Origin of the sequence: Aerococcus sp. HMSC10H05, from assembly GCF_001806975.1 — a bacterium.
Lineage (GTDB): Bacteria > Bacillota > Bacilli > Lactobacillales > Aerococcaceae > Aerococcus > Aerococcus viridans_B.
In genome coordinates this window covers 30,513-46,672 of sequence record NZ_KV786966.1, presented here as the reverse complement: position 1 = coordinate 46,672, position 16,160 = coordinate 30,513, and the positions used below count along the sequence as shown (strand labels likewise).

At 36.3% G+C, this 16,160-nt stretch carries 15 protein-coding genes; 14 read left to right on the top strand and 1 reads right to left on the bottom strand.

The window, feature by feature from the left end; all coding sequences use genetic code 11:
* Positions 1-304 precede the first annotated feature (304 nt).
* Both dcd and ftsH read left to right on the top strand, forming a co-directional pair.
* Entirely contained in the window at positions 305-826 is a 522-nt protein-coding gene (gene dcd, locus HMPREF3116_RS03025; RefSeq protein WP_070467724.1) for a dCTP deaminase, read from the top strand.
* Between the two features lie 195 nt (positions 827-1,021).
* The gene (gene ftsH / locus HMPREF3116_RS03020) at positions 1,022-2,908 is read left to right on the top strand and encodes an ATP-dependent zinc metalloprotease FtsH (protein ID WP_083272742.1); all 1,887 of its coding nucleotides are present in this window, start codon (positions 1,022-1,024) and stop codon (positions 2,906-2,908) included.
* 48 nt (positions 2,909-2,956) lie between these two features.
* Here ftsH and HMPREF3116_RS03015 read toward each other — a convergent pair whose 3' ends face one another.
* The gene (locus HMPREF3116_RS03015) at positions 2,957-3,316 is read right to left on the bottom strand and encodes a hypothetical protein (protein ID WP_070467723.1); all 360 of its coding nucleotides are present in this window, start codon (positions 3,314-3,316) and stop codon (positions 2,957-2,959) included.
* Between the two features lie 171 nt (positions 3,317-3,487).
* Between HMPREF3116_RS03015 and HMPREF3116_RS03010 the strand changes: the two genes are divergently transcribed.
* The 12 genes from HMPREF3116_RS03010 to xerC all read left to right on the top strand — a co-directional run bounded on the left by HMPREF3116_RS03010 (position 3,488) and on the right by xerC (position 16,152).
* Positions 3,488-5,395, top strand: a complete 1,908-nt coding sequence (locus HMPREF3116_RS03010) for an ABC-F family ATP-binding cassette domain-containing protein (RefSeq protein WP_070467722.1) — start codon at positions 3,488-3,490, stop codon at positions 5,393-5,395.
* A gap of 31 nt (positions 5,396-5,426) precedes the next feature.
* A complete protein-coding gene (locus tag HMPREF3116_RS03005) occupies positions 5,427-6,377 on the top strand; it encodes a thymidylate synthase (RefSeq protein WP_083272741.1) in 951 nt (316 codons plus the stop codon).
* A 55-nt stretch (positions 6,378-6,432) separates the two neighbouring features.
* Positions 6,433-6,936, top strand: coding sequence for a dihydrofolate reductase (locus HMPREF3116_RS03000; RefSeq protein WP_070467720.1), 504 nt, complete (start codon positions 6,433-6,435; stop codon positions 6,934-6,936).
* A gap of 8 nt (positions 6,937-6,944) precedes the next feature.
* Positions 6,945-7,595, top strand: coding sequence for a DUF2140 family protein (locus HMPREF3116_RS02995; protein WP_070467730.1), 651 nt, complete (start codon positions 6,945-6,947; stop codon positions 7,593-7,595).
* Positions 7,596-7,621: 26 nt separating this feature from the next.
* Positions 7,622-7,855, top strand: a complete 234-nt coding sequence (locus HMPREF3116_RS02990; protein ID WP_083272740.1) for a YozE family protein — start codon at positions 7,622-7,624, stop codon at positions 7,853-7,855.
* A gap of 58 nt (positions 7,856-7,913) precedes the next feature.
* Positions 7,914-9,485 (top strand): S41 family peptidase, encoded by a 1,572-nt coding sequence (locus HMPREF3116_RS02985; RefSeq protein ID WP_083272739.1) that lies wholly within the window; start codon positions 7,914-7,916, stop codon positions 9,483-9,485.
* Between the two features lie 92 nt (positions 9,486-9,577).
* On the top strand, positions 9,578-10,138 hold the full coding sequence (lepB, locus tag HMPREF3116_RS02980; RefSeq protein ID WP_070467719.1) for a signal peptidase I: 561 nt from the start codon (positions 9,578-9,580) through the stop codon (positions 10,136-10,138).
* Between the two features lie 62 nt (positions 10,139-10,200).
* Complete coding sequence (ylqF, locus tag HMPREF3116_RS02975; protein ID WP_070467718.1) at positions 10,201-11,076, top strand: ribosome biogenesis GTPase YlqF; 876 nt, start codon at positions 10,201-10,203, stop codon at positions 11,074-11,076.
* Complete coding sequence (locus HMPREF3116_RS02970; protein ID WP_083272738.1) at positions 11,077-11,886, top strand: ribonuclease HII; 810 nt, start codon at positions 11,077-11,079, stop codon at positions 11,884-11,886.
* 55 nt (positions 11,887-11,941) lie between these two features.
* A complete protein-coding gene (gene dprA, locus HMPREF3116_RS02965) occupies positions 11,942-12,862 on the top strand; it encodes a DNA-processing protein DprA (protein WP_070467717.1) in 921 nt (306 codons plus the stop codon).
* A 183-nt stretch (positions 12,863-13,045) separates the two neighbouring features.
* Positions 13,046-15,124 (top strand): type I DNA topoisomerase, encoded by a 2,079-nt coding sequence (gene topA, locus HMPREF3116_RS02960; RefSeq protein ID WP_070467716.1) that lies wholly within the window; start codon positions 13,046-13,048, stop codon positions 15,122-15,124.
* A 92-nt stretch (positions 15,125-15,216) separates the two neighbouring features.
* Positions 15,217-16,152, top strand: a complete 936-nt coding sequence (gene xerC, locus HMPREF3116_RS02955; protein WP_070467715.1) for a tyrosine recombinase XerC — start codon at positions 15,217-15,219, stop codon at positions 16,150-16,152.
* The last annotated feature ends 8 nt before the right edge of the window (positions 16,153-16,160 follow it).

Here is a 16,160-nt window from a genome sequence, read left to right as displayed (position 1 = left end):
ATCTACCACATCAACTTAATGAGTATGTTTCTATTGAAGATTATTTAAGTAAAATCGATATATTCAAAGAAGCGATTAAAGAATACTTAAAATAGGCTAAATTAAAAGCTAGAGCATCTCTTGTTCTAGCTTTTATTTTCATATAACCTTGTTTCAGTGCCCAAATCCATTTTATCTTAACATAAGGTATTTGAACAAATAATAATCCTTCACTAAGCATTTTAAAAAGCTTTATCATACAGTATCTTTCTTTTTAAAGAATAAACGGTATAATAAGATAAAATAGTGAACAAAGGGTGAGTGTATGATTTTATCAGGCAAAAAAATTGCTGAAGAGCAGGGGAATGGTATTAAGATCAGCCCATTTAATGAAAGTCAGGTTAATCCAAATTCCTATAATTTGAGACTATCTAACGAACTGGCTTATTATGAAGAGGGTGTATTGGATATGAAAAAAAAGCCAACCCTTAAGTCTATTCAAATTCCTGAAGAAGGCTACCTATTGGAGCCAGGGAAGCTATATTTAGGACGTACGGTCGAATATACGGAAACAGACAAATATGTACCGATGCTTGAAGGTCGATCATCTATTGGACGTTTAGGTTTATATATCCATGTAACTGCGGGATTCGGTGATATTGGCTTTTCAGGTTATTGGACTTTAGAAATGCATTGTTTACAACCAATTCGCATCTATCCGAATGTTGAAATCTGCCAGATTTACTACCATACAATTAACGGTGAATACGATCTATATTCATCTGGGAAGTATGCCAATAACCAAGGAATTCAAGGGTCACGTTTGTATCAAGATTTCATTTACTAGAATCTGTTTTAAAATATGAATATTTTGTGAAGAAAAGCCAGTAATATGGCTTTTTTTGTGAAAGTGAGTTCACTTTGACCAAATTTGACTTTGAATAAGTTATAATATATTTGTAGTTAAAAAGTTTAGTTAGTGATGAATGTAATCTAGCTAATAATTAATATATTTAGAACAATAATAAGTAGGAGTGCATATATGAGCAGAAACAAAAAACAGAAAAAGAATCGGAAGAAAGGATTGAATTTTGGAAATTCACCTAGTGGTAGCAATTTCAATTTCATGAATGGCTTTTGGTGGATTGTTTTAATCATCCTTGGTTTAAATCTTCTTTTCCCGGCTATTACCGCTATGCGGGTAGAAGAGGTGCCATACTCTTCATTTGTTAGCCAAGTAGATGCGGGTCAAGTTCAAAGTGTAGAAATCAATCAATACGATTTAACCTGGACAGCTGAAACTGATGGTGGCAGTCAAGTATACACGACTGGTAAAGTAGACGATCCAGAATTAGTCAGCCGATTAGAAGCTAATAATGTTACATACCAAACGGAAATTTACCAACCAACTTCTCCTATTTTCTCTTTCTTACTTACATTTATTTTACCTTTTGCAATTATCTACTGGTTAATGCGTAAAGTAATACAGAAAATGACTGGAGCTAGTGATTCCAAGATTGACCTTTCAGGTGGAGGCGGTTTTGGAGGTATGAATTTTGGTAAATCGAATGCAAAGATTTATGTTAAATCTGATAACTCACGAAATTTTAAAGATGTAGCTGGCCAAGATGAGGCTAAAGAATCCTTAGTTGAGGTTGTTGACTATCTAAAAGAACCAAAAAAATACCAAGCAATTGGTGCCCAAGCGCCACGTGGAGTTCTATTAGTAGGTCCTCCCGGTACAGGTAAAACTTTGATGGCTCAGGCTGTAGCAGGTGAGGCTGGTGTGCCATTCTTCTCTATCGCAGGATCTGAATTCGTTGAAATGTTTGTAGGTCGAGGGGCCGCAAAAGTGCGTGATCTCTTTAAACAAGCTAATGAGAAAGCGCCATGTATCGTCTTTATTGATGAAATTGATACGATTGGTAAATCTCGTGATAATTCATATTCAACTAACGACGAACGTGAACAAACTTTAAACCAATTACTAACTGAAATGGATGGGTTTGAAGGTGATCAGGGTGTGATCATCCTGGCAGCCACCAACCGTCCTGAGTCGCTGGATAAAGCGCTCTTAAGACCTGGCCGTTTTGACCGTCAAGTTTCTATGGAATTGCCTGATTTAAAAGGACGAGAAGAAATTCTTCGTGTTCATGCTAAAGAATATAAGATGGGTTCAAATATCGATTATCGTTACATTGCCCGCGCAACTGCTGGCGCATCCGGTGCAGACTTGGCCAATATTATCAATGAAGCTGGTTTACGTGCTGTTAGAAATAATCATAATGAAATTAGTCAAATCGACTTAGACGAATCTGTTGATGTTGTATTAGCAGGGCAAATTAAGAAGAATGATATCCTTTCTCCAGAAGAACGTCGTGTAGTATCTTATCACGAAATTGGGCATGCGCTTGTTGCAGCTCAACAATCAGGTTCAGCACCAGTAGAGAAGATTACGATTATTCCTCGTACATCTGGGGCTCTTGGATATACAATGCAAGTAGAACAAGGCGAGAAATCACTTTATACTAAGCAAGAACTATATAATCAATTAATGACTCTTGCTGGTGGACGTGCAGCCGAAGAAGTGGTCTTTGGAGAAGTGACTACTGGGGCCTCTAATGATATTGAAAAAATGACTAATATTGCACGATCTATGGTAACGCAATATGGTATGTCCGATACTTTTGGTATGATGCAATTAGAAAGTCGTACAAATCGATACTTATCTGATAATACACAGAGTCAAGTATCAGGAGGTACTGCTGAAAAAGCGGACCAAGAGGTGATTGAACTCATTAAACGTGCTCATCAAGAAGCTGGCGAAATCTTGATGAATAACCGAGAAAAATTAGATGAATTAGCTGAATACCTTATTCAGGAAGAAACAATTACCGGGCAACAATTTATGCAAATTTTAAATAAATAGAATCAAAAACGTTCGTGAATTTTCACGAACGTTTTTGATTGCAATTTTTTATAAATACTGCATTAGTAATAGGGCTAGAATGATACCAATAATTGAGGTAAAAATCCTTTGTTTATGATAGTCCCTTGTTTGATTATTTGGTGCTTCAATGGGTTCAATAACACCGTCAATCTCGATAAATCCGCCAGCTTGAGCATGCTTATCCTTTTCTCTCCATTGCCATAAGTGATAGGTACTGCGTATGAGCAGTAGGATTGAGAAAATGAGTAATAGGGTAGGGAATATTTGAATAAATAATTGCGTAAAGAATATGAAAAGCATGATTAATAACATTATAACTGCGAATAAAGCAAAACAGCCTAGGCCTGAAGAACCATTATATACATAGACCCGTCGTTTATTATTCATGAATGGTCACCTCCAATGGACACTTTTTATTTTATTATAGCGAATGATCACATTTATTGAAAATGATTCTATTGATTGTTTAGTCATTTAGATAAGAATCGTTAAAGCATACTGATTACACCTGGTATATGGTAGAATAGTACAGAATGAACGGAGAGGACAGGGTTATAAATGAAAGATTACAAAGCATTAAATTGGTCGAAAACATATGGTATGAAACAATTATTAAATGATGTTTCTTTCTTAATTCGAGAGGGGCAACACGTTGGTTTAGTAGGTGCCAATGGATCGGGCAAGACAACTTTATTAAATATCATTGCAGGAAAATCTAGTTTAGATAAAGGTGAGATTGAGCATCCAAAAGATTTTACTGTAGGGATTGTGACCCAAGATCCAGAGCTAGACGAAAACCAGACAATTTTTGAGGCGGTATACCATTCAGAAAGCCCAATTGTCCAATTAGTAGGTCAATACGAAGAGATTACCTTAGATTTACAATTGAACCCAGAGAATAGCCAGCTTCAAAAGAAATTTCAAGCAATTGAACAAGAAATGAACGCACAAAACGCTTGGACTTTAGATACAACTATCCAAACGATTCTATCTAAGTTGGGGATTCATGATTTAACACAAAAAGTGAAAGTATTATCTGGGGGACAACGTAAACGTGTTGGATTGGCAAAAGTTTTAATTGAAGAACCAGATTTACTACTAATGGATGAACCTACTAACCATTTAGATTTCGAAATGGTTGAATGGCTAGAAAACTATATTGCTAATTATAAGAAATCTGTTTTGGTTGTAACACACGATAGATATTTCCTAGATCAAATTACCACTCATATTTTTGCTTTAGACCGCGGAGACTTGAAGCAATATGAAGGGAATTATCAGACTTACTTGGAAAAATTACAGTCTGAACATGAAATTGAAGTGGCTACTATGGCCAAACAAAAGAAATTATATAAGAGTGAATTAGCATGGATGCGTAAAGGGGCCAAAGCAAGAACGACTAAACAACAAGCACGTATTCATCGTTTTGAGAACTTAAAAGAAAAAGTCAGTCAAAGAACAGATGATAGTGAATTAACAGTAGATTTAGATACACAGCGCTTGGGGAATAAAGTATTGGAATTTGATCATTTGACGGTGGGATATCCAAATAAGCCATTAATTGAGAACATCAATTTATTATTACAGAATAAAGAACGAATTGGTATTATTGGGGATAATGGTGCAGGAAAAACAACTTTCTTGAATACGATTGCCGGTATTCAACCACCATTATCAGGTGAAGTAAAAACTGGCGAAACAGTTCGTATTGCCTATTTCCAACAAATACCTACGGATTTACCTGAAGATAAAAGAGTGATCAATTATGTACAAGAAATCGCTTCTGAATACGTATATGATGATGGAACACAAGCCTCTGCTGCTCAAATGTTAGAACAATTTTTATTCCCACGCGAATCGCATGGTATGTTAATTGGGACTTTATCAGGTGGTGAAAGGAAACGACTTTATCTGTTAAGAATTTTAATGACGAGACCGAACGTATTACTACTAGATGAGCCAACCAACGACCTAGACATTGATACTTTATCTGTATTAGAAAACTATCTAGAAACTTTCCAAGGAACAGTTATTACAGTTTCCCATGACCGCTATTTCTTAGATAAGGTGGTTGAAAAGCTAATTATTGTCGATAGTGTAGACAATACAGTACAATTATTCTATGGTAACTACCATGATTATAAAGATGCAATGAAGGCAGCACAAGCTAACCAAGTAATAAACAGTAGTTCATCTATTCAATCAAATAGTCAATCAGCTGAATCGAAATCAGAAGCTACAGCTAAGCCTAAGCGAATGTCTTATCAAGAAAAGAAAGATTGGGCAGTAATAGAAAGTGAAATAGAGCAATTAGAAGATGAAATTGAAGCAATAGACATAGCTATGAATGAAAACGGTAATGACTACAGCAAATTGAGCGAATTGCAATTAGATAAAGAGAGCAAAGAGAATGATTTGCTTGAAAAAATGACTTACTGGGAGTATCTATCAGGTTTAGAAAGTTAATTAAATGAAAATCGACAAATAGGAGGAAGAAATTTTGGCAAAGCAATACTTAGATTTTCTACAACATATTTTAGATAACGGTCAAGATAAAAGTGACCGTACTGGCGTGGGTACTAGATCAGTATTTGGTTATCAAATGCGATTTGATTTAAGTGAAGGTTTTCCTCTATTAACGACCAAAAAAGTACCTTTTGGCTTAATTAAGAGCGAGTTGCTGTGGTTTTTAAAAGGAGATACGAATATCCGTTATTTATTGGAAAATAACAACCACATTTGGGATGAATGGGCTTTTAAACGTTGGGTTGAATCAGATGCTTATCAAGGTCCAGATATGACAGATTTTGGTTTACGAGCAGAATCAGATCCTGAATTTCGACAAGTTTATCAAGCAGTAAAAAACGAATTTTGTGATCGTATTTTATCAGATGATGATTTTGCTAAAGCGTTCGGTGAATTAGGAAATGTATACGGTAAACAATGGCGCAACTGGGAGACACGTGAAGGCGGCTCAATTGATCAAATTGCGAATATTATTGATCAATTGAAAAATAACCCCAATTCTCGACGGATTATGTTATCTGCTTGGAATCCTGAAGACGTGCCTAATATGGCATTGCCACCTTGCCATACAATGAGTCAGTTTTATGTTCAAGATGGGAAATTGTCTTGTCAACTTTACCAGCGATCTGGGGATGCATTCCTGGGCGTACCATTTAATATCGCTTCGTATGCTTTATTAACGCATTTACTAGCTCGAGAAACTGGCTTAGAGGTTGGTGACTATGTACATACATTTGGTGATGCGCATATTTACAATAATCATTTTGATCAAGTGCATGAACAATTAAGTCGAGAACCACGCATGCTGCCAACATTAGAAATTAACGGGGAAGGGAAATCAATTTTCGAATTAGAAAAAGATGATATTGAGGTAAAAGGCTATAATCCTCATAATGCAATTAAAGCGCCAGTAGCGGTATAATAATAGATAACAACTAAAAGTTATTTCTGGTACGAATAGATAAGGAGGAATGACGATGTTAATTGCCATCTGGGCACAAGATATCAATCATGTAATTGGAAAAAATGGTAAGTTACCTTGGCACCTACCAAATGATTTGAAATTTTTTAAAGAGCAAACAGTTGGGAAAACTGTTGTAATGGGCCGTAAAACATACGCAGGAATGGATTATAAGCCATTACCAAATCGTCATAACATGATAATTACCCGTCAAAAGACACCATTCGATTCTAATTATAATCAGTCAGATGTTGAGTTAACAGATTCCATTGAAAAAATTTTGTTGTTAGCTGAAAAAGAAGATGTGATTATTATGGGTGGCCAATCAATTTACAAATTATTCTGGCCATATATCTCTGAATTGCGTGTTACAACGATCAACCATGAATTTGAGGGCGATGTACATTTTAATCCAAATCTAGATGACTTTGAAGCTTATGAAGTGATTGAAGGTGTGGTAAATGAAAAAAATGCGTACCCTCACAAATTTGTTTTTTATCGTAAACGAATAGGAGAGTAGGTTATTTGGTGAATCAATCCAAAACGTCAAACAATAAACGATTAAATCCTTGGAAATGGGCCTTTTGGCTTTTACTTTTAGCAATTACTAGTGTAATCATAGGCTTTTTTTTGTTTATTCAAACGAGTACTCGAGAAGAAACAGCTACACCATCTTCAAATACAACGACTAATGTAGCTGATGATGTAATCACGGCTGAAGCGGATCTTTCAACCATGTCATTTAATCAACTAGTAACCGCTGTAATTGGTGGGGATAATGTACCTTACCAACTCACTGTAGGCGATCAGGTTTCTTTTTCTGGGACGTTAGATGCATTAGGCACTGAAGTTGTCTATACTATGGAAGGGCAACCATCAGTGATGGAAGACGGTAATATCGCAATCGATGTAACAAATATTGTTTTAGCTGGTTTACAGTTGCCGACTTCAACGGCATTAGCTCTTTTTCAATTAACGTTACCGACTGACTTACCATTACAAGTTTTAGCCAGAGAATCACAGATCATTATACGCTTAGATCAAGTATCTAATGAGATGGATTTTACTATTCGTGCCAGTGATATTGACTTGGCAAACGGTCGAATCAATATCTTCTTAGATGTACCTTTATCATATATAACGTCTCAAATCGAGGCAGAAGCAAATAGCGATCAATAGTTTTCAACAACCATTTAGAAAGAGTGATGATTACGCAGTCCTTTTATCATTATGTTCAAATATTTAGAAATGCCGATTTATTAGATAGAGACCAGCAGGCACAGTTTGCTGAGCTGGTCTTTTTAGATGGCGACTTCCCAAAATCAGCTAGTGATTTTGAAACGATTAGCAATTATATTGAATTAAATCAACGCTATTCTGATTACGTATCGACATTTGATGAAGTTTGGCAGTCCTATGCAGACAAGTATTTTATGTAGGATGAAATATTGGATAAATATTTAAAACCAACATGTTTATCAGAAAGTAGTGAACTATATGTCAGAAAATGAAGATTTAACTGAAAAAGAAAGCAATAAAAATGAAATGAATGAAACAGAATCAGATCAACAAATGACAGATCAGAACAAAGATACTCACTCTCAACAACAATTAAAAAAGGATAAGTCTATAAAACGACGTGGTGTGTCCTGGTTTGTTTATATGCTTAGTATTTTTCTTGTGGGCGTCGGTACTTATTTAACAACTTCGTATGTATTGACTGGTTATATACCTGGTCAAAGCTATATTACGGGGTCTACTGCTGCAAATTTAACTACTAGTGAGATTCAGAAGATTCAATCTGCATTTTCAACTATCGTAGGTGATTATGTAGAAGATGTTGACCGTGATGCTGTAGTTGATGGCGCCATATCAGGGATGACTGATGTTTTACAAGACCCTTACTCACAATATTTAACCGATCAATCAGCCCAACAATTAGATGAAACGATTGAAGGGGCCTTTGAAGGTATCGGGGCTGAAATTATGGAAAAAGATGGCTATATTCAAATCGTTAGCCCTATTAAAGGATCACCTGCGGAAGAAGCTGGTTTGATGGCTAATGACATCATTACTGCTGTAGACGGGGAATCTATTCAAGGTTATACAGCAACTGAAGCTGTTGCCTTAATCCGTGGTGAGTCAGGCTCTGACGTAGTCTTGACTATCCAACGCGGGGAAGATACTTTTGACGTCACAGTAACTAGAGATACTGTCCCAATTCAAACGGTTTATTATGAAATGGTAGAAGGACACGAACATACTGGATATATTCAAATTACTAGCTTTTCAACACCAACTTATGATGAATTGGTAGCGGCAATTGAGGACTTACGTGATCAGGGTGCAGAGCAATTTGTTTTAGATGTGCGCGGTAATCCGGGCGGGTTATTGACTTCAGCTTTACAGATTGCGAATATGTTCCTAGATGACGGGGATATCATCATGCAAGTGCAAGAAAAAGATGCTGATCCTTATGTATACAAGGCCTCGGATGCTGATTATGGTGATTTTCAAGTGGATGAAGATGTTGTTGTATTAGCGAACGAAGGTTCAGCTTCTGCTTCAGAAATACTGGCTGCAGCTTTACAAGAATCAGCAGGGATACCTGTTATTGGTAGCCAAACTTTCGGAAAAGGAACTGTGCAAAATGTCTTTTCTCTGGAGTCAGATTCAGAATTAAAAATCACAATTGCTAAATGGCTAACGCCTAAGGGGAATTGGATCAATGAAACAGGTATTACACCCGATATCGAAGCTAGCTTACCTGACTATGCGTCATTAACACTAATTGATACCAGTCAAACCTATCAAGAAGGCGATTCATCGGAAGCTATCAAAAATATTGAAGCTATTTTAGTTGCCTTGGGCTATCAAGAGCATGAAGCAGATGGTGTTTTTTCTGAAGATACAAGCAATGCTGTTGTTGCCTTCCAAGCTGATCAAGGCTTATCAGAAACTGGTGTGATTGATAAAGAAACCGCAAGCGCAATGATTTCAGCAATCCAAGCATTAATTCAAAGTAATGATACCCAATTAGGCAAAGCAGTAGAAGTTCTGGAAAAATAGGTCTAGAAGCGCTAAAATAATAAGGTACTACAAAATGGTAGTATATGTGGTAAAAGAACAGGCAAATAGGCCTAGAGTAAAGGATTGACCTTATGAAAAAGTTTTTTGATGAAGTATTTTCGATTGTAATTTCTGTCGTTATTGCACTGGTTATTTTCTGGGTAGTCAGAACATATTTATTTTATCCATTTAGAGTTGATGGTGATTCTATGGCAAATACAATGATCGATGGGGACCGGTTTGTTCTTAGTTTAACCGATGAGATTGACCAATCTGATATCGTTGTCTTTCCGGCACCAGATGGCTCTGGAGATGAATATGTTAAACGGATTATTGGGGTTCCTGGTGACACAGTAACCTATAAAGATGATGTGTTATACATTAATGATGAAGCAATTGATGAACCTTATTTAGACGCTATTAAAGAAGATTATTTTGAACGATACCCTGAAGATACAACTTTCACTAATGACTTCACCCTTGAAGAAATAACTGGCGAAACAACTGTTCCAGAGGGTAAATACTTCGTTTTAGGTGACAACCGAGAAGTATCTCATGACTCACGTTACTTTGGTTTCATTGATGCTGATAGCGTAGAGGGAACCACGCATTTTAGATATTGGCCATTAGCTGACTTTGGTAGTGTTCAATAAGAGATAAAATAATAAAAAGTTGGCGTTATTTGCCAACTTTTTTACATGAAAGGAGCTTAACTATGGCACATATTCAATGGTATCCTGGCCATATGGCTAAGGCAAAAAAAGAGGTTCAGAGTCAACTAAGTGCAGTTGATATTGTATTGGAAATTAGGGATGCACGTATACCGACTGCTAGTATGAACCCAATGCTAGACGAAATTATTAAAAGTAAACGGCATATGATTGTTTTAAACAAAAAAGATTTGGCAGACCCATTGCAAACGAAAGATTGGGTTAAAGCTTTAAGTGGCGAAAATAAAATGGCTATTGCGATTGATGCAAAAAAAATGAGTGATATGAAATTATTCCGTCAATCTTTAAAAGAGTTCACCCAAGATATTCAACAAAAATGGCGTAATAAAGGTATTTTACATAAGTCTATCCGCGTAATGGTGGTTGGGATTCCAAATGTTGGTAAATCAACCTTTATCAACCAGTTTACGAAGCAAAAAAAGGCTCAAGTAGGGAATAAACCTGGAGTAACCAAGGGACAACAATGGATAAAAATAGATAAAGATTTTGAGCTATTAGATACACCTGGTATTCTATGGCCAAAATTTGAGGATCAAGAAGTCGCAAACAAACTAGCACTCACTGGTGGGATCAAGGATACCCACTTTTACAAAGATGATGTGGCACTATTTGCCTTAGAATTCTTCTTACACTATTATCCGGATGCCATCAGTAGCCATTATCCAATTAAATATGAAGATGTGCACCCACCGTATCCTGAACTTTTGATGGATCTAACTAAAAGTATGGGCATGTTAGAAGATTATGATAGAGCAGCTGACAAAATTATTCGCGACTTTAGAGAAGGTAAATTAGGGCGCATGACTTTAGATCGAATTGAAGAAGGCAACATCCTAAAAAACGAAGAGGTTAGGGATTAAATGAAGAATGATGAAAAGATGCTATTTGAACTAGCTGATTTAGCCAATTTAAAAATTAGTGAAATTCAAGCTTATTTAACCTCTAGTGATGTTGACCCTAACTATGTTAAAGCACTAAGAAATGATAGTCGTAAAGGCGTGCAAAATGCCTTATTAAGGTATGATAAAGCCCTTCAAAAACAGGAAGCAATTCTCGATCAAATTGAAAAACTTAAAGTTAGAGAAAATGAACTCCGTCAACAAGGCTACCAATTCATCGCTGGGGTGGATGAAGTAGGAAGGGGACCTTTAGCTGGTCCTGTTGTCGCAAGTGCTGTTATTTTGCCTGCTGACATGCCGGCAGTTTATTTCAATGACTCTAAACAATTGTCGCACGCAAAACGTCAATCCTTAGTAGCGGATATTGAAAAATATGCTATAGCAAAAACAATTGGCATTCAATCAGCTGAGGAAATTGATCAAACTAATATTTTAATGGCAACAAAGCAAGCGATGTTATCTGCACTAGATCAGTTATCACCATCTCCAGACTATGTTTTAATTGATGCGGTATACTTAAATGATTACCATCAGGCGCCACAAGAAGCGATTGTAAAAGGCGATGCAACAGTATACACTATTGCTGCCGCATCCATTTATGCTAAAGAATACCGTGATAAGCTGATGGCAAAATATGCAGATCTCTATCCGGGTTATGGGTTTGAAGCCAATGCTGGATACGGCACAAAACAACATCTTGAGGGTTTAGAGAAATATGGACCAAGCCCCATTCACCGAAAAACATTTGCCCCTGTTAAAAATTACCTATAATTTACTTGGATTAATTTCACCACCTCTACGTATATACATATAAAGGGGTGGTTTTTTGTTATTTGAAATTGAAAATCCTTATATTGATCTGATGCTTAAGAATGAAGAAGATACTTTAGCAATGATTGAATCAATGTTAGTCTATGCCTTTGAATCTGGTATATTTTCTTATAAAGAATTGGCTACTATTATCCATGCACAAGTAACAACAATTGAGCAGTTAGAAAGACATATTTATGAGTATGTAGATCAAAAAAAGATACAAGCTTGGCAACGGTTTAAGCAAAAGTATTCACTTGCTTTTTTTAGGGACTTATATCGTCGCTATAATATTCATCCGGTCACCATACTTAACCCACACTCATATCCAAAACCATTACTTCAAACTTATCAACCGAATTTGGTTTTATTTTGTCAAGGAAACTTGCCCATTTTTCAAAAATCTAGCATTTCAGTTGTTGGATCAAGAAATATGTCTACTTATGGAAAAATAGCAATTGAACAACTAATACCAGAATTAAGCGAAACAAGAGTAATTGTATCTGGGCTAGCTAAAGGTGTAGATGTCTATAGCCACCAAGTCGCTATGAAAAATGGAGAAACAATCGCAGTAATCGGTACTGGATTACTAACCGTTTATCCTAGTGAACACCATAACATCCAACAGTACATAGGACGGCATCATTTATTAGTTTCTCCTTTACCCAATCATGCTAAAATTCAACGTTGGCATTTTCCTTATCGTAATTTAGTGATTGCAGGTCTAAGTCAGGCTACTATTGTTGTTGAAGCAGCGGAAAAATCAGGCTCTCTCATCACTGCAAATTATGCTTTACAAGAAAATCGCCAAGTTTTTGCTGTTCCAGGTGCTATCAATCATTCCTTATCGTCAGGGTGTAACCAATTAATTTATGACGGTGCAACCCCAGCATTACAGGCTTCAGAAATTCTTCATGACTTATCTAATAGTATATAAAAAATAAAATTTCTGAATCAAATTCATTTTCTTCTATTATAAAACTAATATTTATCGCTTGCTTATTTTATCTTTAGGTTATATATTCATTTGTAGCAATTTATTTTCATATTTGACAAATGCTATTAGAGTAGCATAATATGTAAATCGATTTAGAAATGGATATCAGAAAGGAGCTTGTCGTTGGCATATAAATATTTAGTAATCGTAGAATCTCCGACGAAAGCCAAAACTATAGATAAGTACTTAGGCAGAAATTATAAAGTAGTAGCCAGCAAAGGGCACTTACGTGATTTACCTAAATCGCGTATGGGTATTGATGTTGAAAATAACTATGAGCCTGACTATATAAACATCCGTGGTAAAGGCGACTTAATTAAAGAATTACGTAAAGATGCAAAGAAAGCAGAAAAAGTTTTCCTTGCAAGTGACCCGGACCGCGAAGGGGAAGCAATTGCCTTCCATTTAGCCCACATCTTAGGTTTAAATGCTAAAGATCCAATTCGTGTGACCTACAATGAGGTAACCAAAGAAGCTGTTAAAGAAGCGATTGCAAATCCGCGTCCAATTAATATGGATTTAGTTGACGCACAGCAAGCGCGTAGAATCTTAGATCGATTAGTAGGGTATAATTTGTCACCTATGCTATGGAAGAAAGTGAAGAAAGGTTTATCCGCTGGTCGGGTACAATCTGTCGCTTTACATATGATTATTAACCGAGAGAATGAAATTCGTGCTTTTAAGCCTGAAGAATATTGGACAATTGAAGGTTCTTTTATTAAAAATCGGAAAACCTTTAAAGCCAATGCATCTAAATTTAAAGGTAAAAAGCTAGATTTAAAAAATGAAGATGATGTTAAAGCATTTATGGCCGAAATCAAGAGCCAAGACTTTACAGTGGAGAATGTGACGGAAAAAGAACGTAAACGTAATCCACAAAAGCCTTTTACCACATCATCCATGCAACAAGAAGCTGCAAAGAAATTGAACTTCCGTACTCGTAAAACGATGATGGTTGCTCAGCAACTGTATGAAGGGATTAAGTTGGGTAGCGGTGCCCCAGTAGGATTGATTACGTATATGCGAACAGACTCTACTCGTATCTCTGATTCTGCTAAAGCCAGTGCCAAATCTTATATTACGGATACTTTTGGAAAAGAATATTTAGGATATCAATCAACAAACAAGCAAACTCAAGGTGCTCAAGATGCCCATGAGGCCATTCGTCCGTCAGCAGCAGACCGTACACCTGATTCAATTAAAGATTACTTGTCTCGTGATCAATTCCGCTTATATTCACTCATTTGGTCACGGTTCATGGCTAGCCAAATGGCACCAGCAGTCTATGACACAGTATCTGCAGATCTAGTACAAAATCAAGCGACTTTTAGAGCGAATGGGTCAAAAATTAAGTTTGAAGGTTATCAAAAAGTCTATACAGAAGCGAACAATAAAGATAATATCTTACCTGAATTAGTAAACGGTGAGACTGTGAAATCTAAAGATTTAGAACCAAATCAACATTTCACACAACCACCTGCTCGCTATACAGAGGCTTCTTTAATTAAAAAACTTGAAGAAGACGGTGTTGGCCGTCCATCTACCTATTCACCAACAATTGAAACATTAATCAAACGCTATTATGTTAAATTAGAAGCTAAACGCTTTGAACCAACTGAGCTTGGTGAAATTGTCGATAAAATGATCGCTGAATTCTTCCCTAAAATCGTAGATACATCTTTTACCGCCGACTTAGAAAAAGAATTAGATGACATCGAAACAGATCAAAAAGAATGGGTTGAAGTGATTGACGCCTTCTTTAAACCATTTCACAAAGATCTTGAAAAAGCTGAAGCTGAGATGGAAAAAATTGAAATTAAAGATGAGCCAGCTGGTTTTAAATGCCCAGTTGATGGTGGTGAAATGGTGATTAAAATGGGGCGTTATGGGAAATTCTATGCTTGTGCAAACTTCCCAGAATGTCGTCATACAGAAGCCATCGTAAAAGAAATAGGCGTAACTTGTCCTAAATGTCATGAAGGTCAAGTTGTTGAACGTAAATCGAAGAAAAACCGTATCTTCTATGGCTGTTCTCGTTACCCAGACTGTGATTTTACAGACTGGAATAAACCTGTAGCCCGTAATTGTCCAAAATGTGATCATTACTTGGTTGAGAAGAAAATTCGTGGTGGTAAACAAATTGTTTGTCCAAACGGCGATTATGAAGAAAACGTTCAAAAAGGTGAAGCAGCAGAAGACTAATTTACCTGAATACTTGAAAAAATTAAGCAAAATTTGAAAACATCCTTTTTATTATGGTACATTAAAACCATTAATAGAGAGGGTGTTTTTTAATGCCGGCAACAAATGTTAAGGATTTATTTAGGGACTATTTGACGCATGAAAGACAATATTCCGTCGATACGATAAAAGCATATTTAGCTGATTTAGAAAACTTTGAGACTTTTATAAAAGAGGCTGGAATCCCTGAGTATGATCAAGTTACCTACCGTGATATTCGGATTTATTTAGGCAACTTACAACGTGCAAATTTATCCAGAAAATCTATTTCTCGTCATTTATCAAGTTTGCGATCAGCATATAATTTGCTACTCGATCGCGGTTACATCAGTGAAAATCCTTTTAATTACGTAAAAACTGCTAAACATGGTCTTAAATTACCTGATTTTTTCTATGAATCAGAAATTCAAACGCTGTTCAACTCTGTACAAGGTTCTGATCCCATTTCACTTAGAAATAAAGCATTACTAGAATTTCTATATGGGACTGGTGCTCGTGTGAGTGAAGTAAGAGATCTTACCATAGGACAAATAGACCTAAACGCAGATATCGTGTTGTTACACGGTAAAGGGCAGAAAGATAGATATGTCCCCATCGGTTCTTTTTGTCACGATGCCCTAGTCGAATATTTAGAAAATGGTAGAAAACAGCTGATGACTAAAGGCAATTTGAACGAAGAAGAACATGCGTTCGTATTTGTTAATTACAGAGGGGAACAATTAACCAGTCAAGGAATTGCTTATATTTTAGATCAAATTGTTAAAAAATCTGCCACTACTTTGTCTATTCATCCTCACAAACTACGCCATTCTTTTGCTACACACTTACTCAATAACGGGGCGGATATTCGAACAGTGCAAGAGCTACTAGGTCATGCAAGCCTATCAACTACACAGATTTATACGCACTTATCAAAAGAGAAACTAAGAGATAGTTACTTACAATTTCATCCGCACGCTAAGTTGACAAAAGAGCGTCTCCAGGATTAGACTGATTA

Excerpts from the sequence above, each read along its gene's own strand:
- dcd (WP_070467724.1), top strand. The coding sequence starts at position 305 with ATGATTTTATCAGGCAAAAAAATTGCTGAAGAGCAGGGGAATGGTATT.
- HMPREF3116_RS02970 (WP_083272738.1), top strand. The coding sequence starts at position 11,077 with ATGAAGAATGATGAAAAGATGCTATTTGAACTAGCTGATTTAGCCAAT.
- lepB (WP_070467719.1), top strand. The coding sequence starts at position 9,578 with ATGAAAAAGTTTTTTGATGAAGTATTTTCGATTGTAATTTCTGTCGTT.
- HMPREF3116_RS03000 (WP_070467720.1), top strand. The coding sequence starts at position 6,433 with ATGTTAATTGCCATCTGGGCACAAGATATCAATCATGTAATTGGAAAA.
- ylqF (WP_070467718.1), top strand. The coding sequence starts at position 10,201 with ATGGCACATATTCAATGGTATCCTGGCCATATGGCTAAGGCAAAAAAA.
- ftsH (WP_083272742.1), top strand. The coding sequence starts at position 1,022 with ATGAGCAGAAACAAAAAACAGAAAAAGAATCGGAAGAAAGGATTGAAT.
- HMPREF3116_RS03015 (WP_070467723.1), bottom strand. The coding sequence starts at position 3,316 with ATGAATAATAAACGACGGGTCTATGTATATAATGGTTCTTCAGGCCTA.
- HMPREF3116_RS02985 (WP_083272739.1), top strand. The coding sequence starts at position 7,914 with ATGTCAGAAAATGAAGATTTAACTGAAAAAGAAAGCAATAAAAATGAA.
- HMPREF3116_RS03010 (WP_070467722.1), top strand. The coding sequence starts at position 3,488 with ATGAAAGATTACAAAGCATTAAATTGGTCGAAAACATATGGTATGAAA.
- HMPREF3116_RS02990 (WP_083272740.1), top strand. The coding sequence starts at position 7,622 with ATGATTACGCAGTCCTTTTATCATTATGTTCAAATATTTAGAAATGCC.
- xerC (WP_070467715.1), top strand. The coding sequence starts at position 15,217 with ATGCCGGCAACAAATGTTAAGGATTTATTTAGGGACTATTTGACGCAT.